The organism is Agriterribacter sp., from assembly GCF_035444585.1.
Taxonomy (GTDB): domain Bacteria; phylum Bacteroidota; class Bacteroidia; order Chitinophagales; family Chitinophagaceae; genus Agriterribacter.
This window is the reverse complement of record NZ_DAOMOZ010000009.1, coordinates 42,354-48,597: the sequence shown is the minus strand read 5'-3', so window position 1 is coordinate 48,597 and position 6,244 is coordinate 42,354. Positions and strand designations below refer to the sequence as shown.

The 6,244-nt window shown below is 37.8% G+C and carries 6 protein-coding genes; all 6 read right to left on the bottom strand.

Going from position 1 to position 6,244, the window contains the following annotated elements; translation table 11 throughout:
• Positions 1-80: 80 nt before the first annotated feature.
• The 6 genes from PLH26_RS01930 to PLH26_RS01905 all read right to left on the bottom strand — a co-directional run bounded on the left by PLH26_RS01930 (position 81) and on the right by PLH26_RS01905 (position 6,242).
• On the bottom strand, positions 81-1,070 hold the full coding sequence (locus PLH26_RS01930; RefSeq protein WP_324584289.1) for a hypothetical protein: 990 nt from the start codon (positions 1,068-1,070) through the stop codon (positions 81-83).
• A gap of 4 nt (positions 1,071-1,074) precedes the next feature.
• Positions 1,075-2,421, bottom strand: a complete 1,347-nt coding sequence (locus PLH26_RS01925) for an MBOAT family O-acyltransferase (RefSeq protein ID WP_324584288.1) — start codon at positions 2,419-2,421, stop codon at positions 1,075-1,077.
• Between the two features lie 257 nt (positions 2,422-2,678).
• The gene (locus tag PLH26_RS01920) at positions 2,679-3,326 is read right to left on the bottom strand and encodes a rhomboid family intramembrane serine protease (RefSeq protein ID WP_324584287.1); all 648 of its coding nucleotides are present in this window, start codon (positions 3,324-3,326) and stop codon (positions 2,679-2,681) included.
• Between the two features lie 64 nt (positions 3,327-3,390).
• On the bottom strand, positions 3,391-3,864 hold the full coding sequence (locus tag PLH26_RS01915) for a 23S rRNA (pseudouridine(1915)-N(3))-methyltransferase RlmH (protein WP_324584286.1): 474 nt from the start codon (positions 3,862-3,864) through the stop codon (positions 3,391-3,393).
• Positions 3,865-3,895: 31 nt separating this feature from the next.
• A complete protein-coding gene (locus PLH26_RS01910) occupies positions 3,896-5,221 on the bottom strand; it encodes a glycosyltransferase family 4 protein (RefSeq protein ID WP_324584285.1) in 1,326 nt (441 codons plus the stop codon).
• A gap of 16 nt (positions 5,222-5,237) precedes the next feature.
• On the bottom strand, positions 5,238-6,242 hold the full coding sequence (locus tag PLH26_RS01905; protein WP_324584284.1) for a Gfo/Idh/MocA family protein: 1,005 nt from the start codon (positions 6,240-6,242) through the stop codon (positions 5,238-5,240).
• Between the last annotated feature and the right edge of the window lie 2 nt (positions 6,243-6,244).

Below are 6,244 nucleotides of genomic sequence, written 5' to 3'. Positions count from 1 at the left end.
AATTACATCCGGAACGCAGCAGATTTTGCAATTGGAAATAAGTATATACAGATAGCGGATTACAGGAATATAAGCAGAGGTTATTCAACAGTAGTTTCTTTGAAATTATCCTGTAGCTGCTTATTCAAAATAAATTCACCGATTTTTTCGCTCAGCTTATGTCCGGAATCTTTGTAAATGTGATTACCATCGGTAAATTCGTACGTGGTAGTATCACTAGTAAAGTTTAAGTAGTCAATATGATTTTTTGTTGCAATATCATTCATCAGAGAATCGAATTGTGGGCATACCTTATTTTCTAACTCCTTAATTTTTTCATGTACCGGGATACGAACCAGAAAGACTTCTCCGTGCTTACGAAAAAACCCGATTATTTTATTGAGATAATAAAGCCTTTCAGAAGACAAATTAAAATCGGAGGGCGGCGGATATTTGTCCTCGAGATCCTTAATTTTTTTCTTAATTCTTCTTTGTACTTCGGCTGAATCCATGCCAACAGTAACTTCAAGCCATCCATTGTTGTGTAAATAAAGGCTTTCTTTGCCTTCTAAATGCAGGATTCGTAATAATTTGTTCATCCAAATCATTAACAATGGGCTGGAATAGGAATGTAAAAGGTAGTCAAAATTAGGGTTACAATCTACACATGTTATTTTTCCTAATGAAAGATTATCTTCAGGAAAGATGATCTTATTATTTTCTTTTTCTTCTTCCAAATATAGGGTCCAGGGATCTGCGGTCACGATAAAGATTCCATTCTTTGCGTTTTCATTGAGCTTCTTTTTTATTGACTCATAATAAGTAGGGCCATAGGGCGACTGATTAATAGTAAAGGCATAATTAAACATAGTTGTGTAATAGCCGCCTTTATTTAATATACTATCAATTGTTGAAGGTAGTATGCCCTGCGCTGCTCTTGACGAACCTACGATCATACTGTTTTGTTTTGGGGTGGCAAAACGAATATAGTACGGATCGGTTCTTCCATCTGCGACAAATAATGCCGACACAAGCAAAAGTGCAGGTAGAAGTAAGAATAATAAGGTTTTTTTTATAAATTTTTTTTTCATCAAACTAAAATTGAAAATAAATAAACTCTTGATTTTTTCCATAAGACAATAAGATGGAAAATACTACAGCATAATAAAACGTCCAGCGTACCAGTGTGGGTTGTTTTTGACCTATTTTTTCGATGGCATATTTATTTGATCTGCCTATCCATTCTACTACTAAAAACACTGCAATCAACATAATGCAAATAATTGATTTGAACAATTCCGGATGAGTAAGAAATGGAATGGAGAATAGGTCATGTGAAAAAATGCCGGAGATATAGCTTAGTGCATGATGCAAATCGTTGGCCCTGAAAAATATCCATGCAAAAGTAGTTAAAGCAAAAGTTACAACGAGCTGGACAGCTTCTTTAATGGAAGGAAGTAATTTGCCGGATGCAACAATATCGAGATGATTTCTGTTGGTTTTGAGAATAACGGAGGGCATGATATATATTGCATTTAGCAGCCCCCACACGATAAAAGTCCAGTTTGCACCATGCCAAAATCCACTTACCAAAAAGATAATCAGTATATTCCGTATTTTTTTATACACCCCTCCCCGGCTGCCTCCAAGAGGAATATACAAATAATCCCTGAACCACGTTGATAAGGATATATGCCACCGTCGCCAGAATTCTGCAATATCTCTTGAAAAATATGGATATGCGAAATTTCTCAGCAATTCAAAGCCCAACAACCGGGCTGTACCTAACGCAATATCCGTATAGCCGGAAAAATCTCCATAAATCTGAAAGGCAAAAAGCACTGCTCCCAGGATCAGGGTACCACCTGAGTAACTTTCGGAATTATTGAAAATAAGGTTGACATATTCAGCACACGTATCTGCAATAACTATTTTTTTAAATAAACCCCATAATATTTGACGTAATCCATCTACCATTTTCGGATAGTCAAATGTTCTAATTTTTTCCACTTGTGGCAGAAGATGGGTTGCTCTTTCTATAGGACCGGCAACCAAAAGTGGAAAAAAGCTTACAAATAATGCGTAATCAATCCAGTTGGTTGTTGGTCTGATCTTATTATTATAAATATCGAACACATAGGACAGCCCGTGAAAAGTATAAAAGGAAATCCCGACCGGAAGAATAATATTGAGAGTAGTTAAATGAGCCTTTAAACCCATTGCTCCCAACAAATCGGCAAAAGATTCAATAAAAAAATTATAATATTTAAAAAAACCGAGAAAACCTAAATTCACAAAGACGCTGATAAATAACCACGTTTTTCTTTTGGCAGCGGAAGTCGCATTAGATATCCTTAATCCGGTAAAAAAATCCAGGAATGTTGAGAAAGCTAAAAGAAAGAGAAAGCGCCAGTCCCAAAAACTATAGAACAAATAGCTCACCAGGAGTATAAATATATTTTGAAGTGTAAGCGACTTGTTTAGCAGGAACCAGTAAACAAGAAATACAACTGGTAGAAAAATAGCGTACTCAACAGAATTAAAAAGCATACTTTTAGTTAAAGCGTGATGAGCAAGAGCGTTTAAAATAAAATTATTTAAAAAAAGTATATTTTACAGAATCAGGCTCAGGCAAATTCTCCTTCCGCTAACCGGTAGCACAAACGCAAAGTTACTGGCTATACCAACTGGCAAATAAATCAGTAGCTAACAACATATGACTGCACTGCTTCGAGGAAACGTGTTAACAAATTTTTGCCGGCAAATAAATAAGCAATAATGATCAGGAATACTATGCCATACACGGCCCCCCATATGTGTGCAGAGTGATTGATATTGCCACCACCCTTTTTATCTAAATAGGAGGAAAGCACAAGGTAGAGAAAACCAAAAAGGAAACCTGGTATCATAAACTCTCTTGGCAAAAAGATCAACCCTATTCCCTGTAACGGATTAAGAAAAATAAAAGCAAATATAACTGCGGAAACAGCTCCGGAAGCACCGAGGCTCCTGTAATTATAATTGGTTTTATTTTTTACATAGGTGGGCAGGAGGCAAACTACCAGCGCCGTAATATACATGACCAGATAATACCAACGCCCAATGGGGCCGAATATCGTCATAAAAAGTATTTCAACGTACTCACCAAATATCCAGAAAGAGTACATGTTAAAAGCGAGATGAGGTACATTGGCGTGTATAAAACCACAGGTAATAAAGCGATAATACTGCTTGCGTTCGGTTATTGCAGGTGGATAAAAAATTAGATCATCCACGAGCTTTTGATTTTTAAATGCAATAATGGAAGTGGCACAGGTGAGTATAAGTATGATAAGCGTTATGGACATGATTGGCTTTTTCCGAAGATAAAGGAATGAGGGTTAAGCATGGTTATCTTTCGTTAAAATAATCTTATGCATGATGATATTTTTCGTTTTTGACGATCGTGCAGGCCCGGTAAATTTGTTCAGCCAGTATCAGGCGTACCAGTTGGTGCGGAAACGTAAGCGGCGACAAAGACCATACAAAGTTGGCACGCCTGATTATGCTTTCATCCAGTCCGTACGCTCCTCCAATTAAAAAGAGCAATTGCTTAACACTTTCATTGGCCCTTGATGCTATCCATGAAGCCATATCCGCTGAGCTTACCATGCTGCCTCTTGCATCCAAAGCCACTAGGTAATCTTCTTTTTTTAAGTTTTGTAATATCAAAGCAGACTCTTTCAATTTCAGCTCTTTTTCCGACAAACCCGATTTAATTTTGTTAGTTGGAATGATCTTCCATTCCACCGGATAATAGTGGCTGATTCGTTTGGAGAAATCTTCTATGCTCGATTTTAGAGCGTCGTCATTTCCTTTTCCTATGCTGCATAAGATGATCTTCATTCGATGTAAAATGAAAATTTATAATTACGGTTTACCAACTACTTGGTAACCTTGTTTGGAAAGCTTTTGTTTTGTGTAGTTTATCCGGGGCATATAAATCATCAATAATTTTAAGGTACTTTTTAGTCAAAATATCATAGTTCAGGTTTTTGAGTAAATATTCTTTCCCTTTTTCCCCCATCTGCTTGAGTTTTGTTTTGTCCATGTTACTGAACCGTAGTATTTCTTCAGCCATTCGTGCCGGGTTGTTGGCCTCAATGAATGTGCCGCAGCCTGCCTCGTTAATGATACTGTGAAAGCCATCCAAAGCCACCAGAATTGGCTTGGAACTATACATATAATCAATCCATTTGTTAGGCGAGACGCCATATCTGTAAATAGCATTACCGCCCAGCCAGGGATTTACGAGGAGATCGGTGTGTTTCAGGAAAACCCCGACCATTTCTTTATTTACTTTATCAAAAAAATATACATTACTGAGGTTGGTTTCCCGAACATGTGTCATTAATTTGTCTTTGAGGGGGCCGTCGCCAAGAATGGCAAAGACGATAGGTTTATCTTTCAGTATTGTGGCAGCATCAATAATTTGATCCACGCAATTTGCCAGTCCAATAGTTCCGGAGTACCCCACTATAAAATTGCTTTCAGGAATCTGAGAAAAAAATGATTCGTAAGGATCTTTCACTTCAATATCAGCAGCAAATTCAGGATCAAAGCCCATCGGAACACAATGCACTTTGTGTGCATCGGGTTGCGACACCTGTTCCACATGTTCTTTTAAATTGGGCATTGTTCCTACTATAGTATCAGCATTTCTATAGCCTTTCTTCTCGATGAAAGACAATAAGCGGATAAAAAAGTTTTTTCGATTCCAATTTTTTGCTTCAATGATGGTTAGCGGCCAAATATCCCTGATTTCAACAACGAGTTTGCATTTGAATTTTCTTTTGAGAAGAATGCCCGACAGAAATGTGAGGATGGAAAGCGAAGAAACAATAATTACATCCGGTTTTTCTTTTGCTTTCAGCAAGCTCCAGTACAATAGCCTGATTTCGAAAACAAGCCAGCTTAGTATTCGTTTTAAGTTAAAGCCATATTCTATCTCCGTGCCATTCAGCAAAACACCTTCAACACCTTCGCACTTATAATAATATTCGTTCTTTAATCCCATATCGGGCGACTGATCGTAGTTAGACGATTTAGCAGAACGTGAACTGATCAGTTTAACTTTTCTTCCGTTTTTGGCCATATATTTCGAGAAAAAAAATTGTCTGGTAGGAGCACCGAACAGGGGCGGATTGGCATATTTAGAGATATACCAAATGATATGGGGGTGCGGATAAATGCAATCATTCATAATTTATGGGCTGCTGTTATTTTAAATGATAGATACGTTCAATAATATCCACAACTTTCAATCCTTCCAGAGCGTTTGTTGTTATTGCAGCTCTTCCGTTTAAAACCTCTACCACGTTGTTAATAATATAATGGTGATTTGCTGCCGAACCTTTATATGCGCCATAATCATTTCCCGGATTGGTTGGAGCTAAAACAGGCATTTCATAATCCTTGATATGGCAAACGTCCACCTTATCCATATATTGACCGCCAATTTTCACCGATCCATTTTCTGCGATAATTGTCATAGAACTTTCGAGGTTTTGATCCCACACGGCGGTGGAATAATTAATGGCACCCATCCCGCCATTGACGAAATCAAAGCTTACGAAGCCGCTATCTTCAAAATCGGTTGAATGGGAGTGAATGTGATCCGCAAACCTGGCCTGAATATTTTTAATGTCACCAAATAACCAATACATGATGTCAATAAAATGAGAAAACTGAGTAAACAAGGTGCCTCCGTCTAAATCCTTTTTTCCGTGCCAGCTTTCGGGCTTATAATAACGATCATCACGATTCCAGTAGCAATTCAATTGCACCATAAATATTTTCCCTAATATGCCGGTTTCAATAAGGTGTTTAATCCACTCGGAAGGGGGTGAGTACCTGTTTTGCATAACCGCAAATACCTGGCGCTGAACCTGCAAAGCTTTGAATATGATATTTTCGGCATCCTGTTTTGTAAGGGCCATTGGCTTTTCAATAACAATGTGCTTTTTTGCCGCAAGGCAAAGCATGGCCTGCCTGGCGTGGAAACCGTTGGGGCTTGCGATATTGATAACATCTACGTCAATATTTGAATCCAGGAACTCACCTAATGACCTGAAAAAAGGAACATTATGGTTATTGATTCCTAATGAACTTTTATCTTTAATATCCACTAACGCTACCAATTCGCATTCTTTGTTCCGAACGATCATTTCTGCATGTCTTTTTCCAATATGTCCACAACCGATAACCGCAAATTTAATTTTCATGT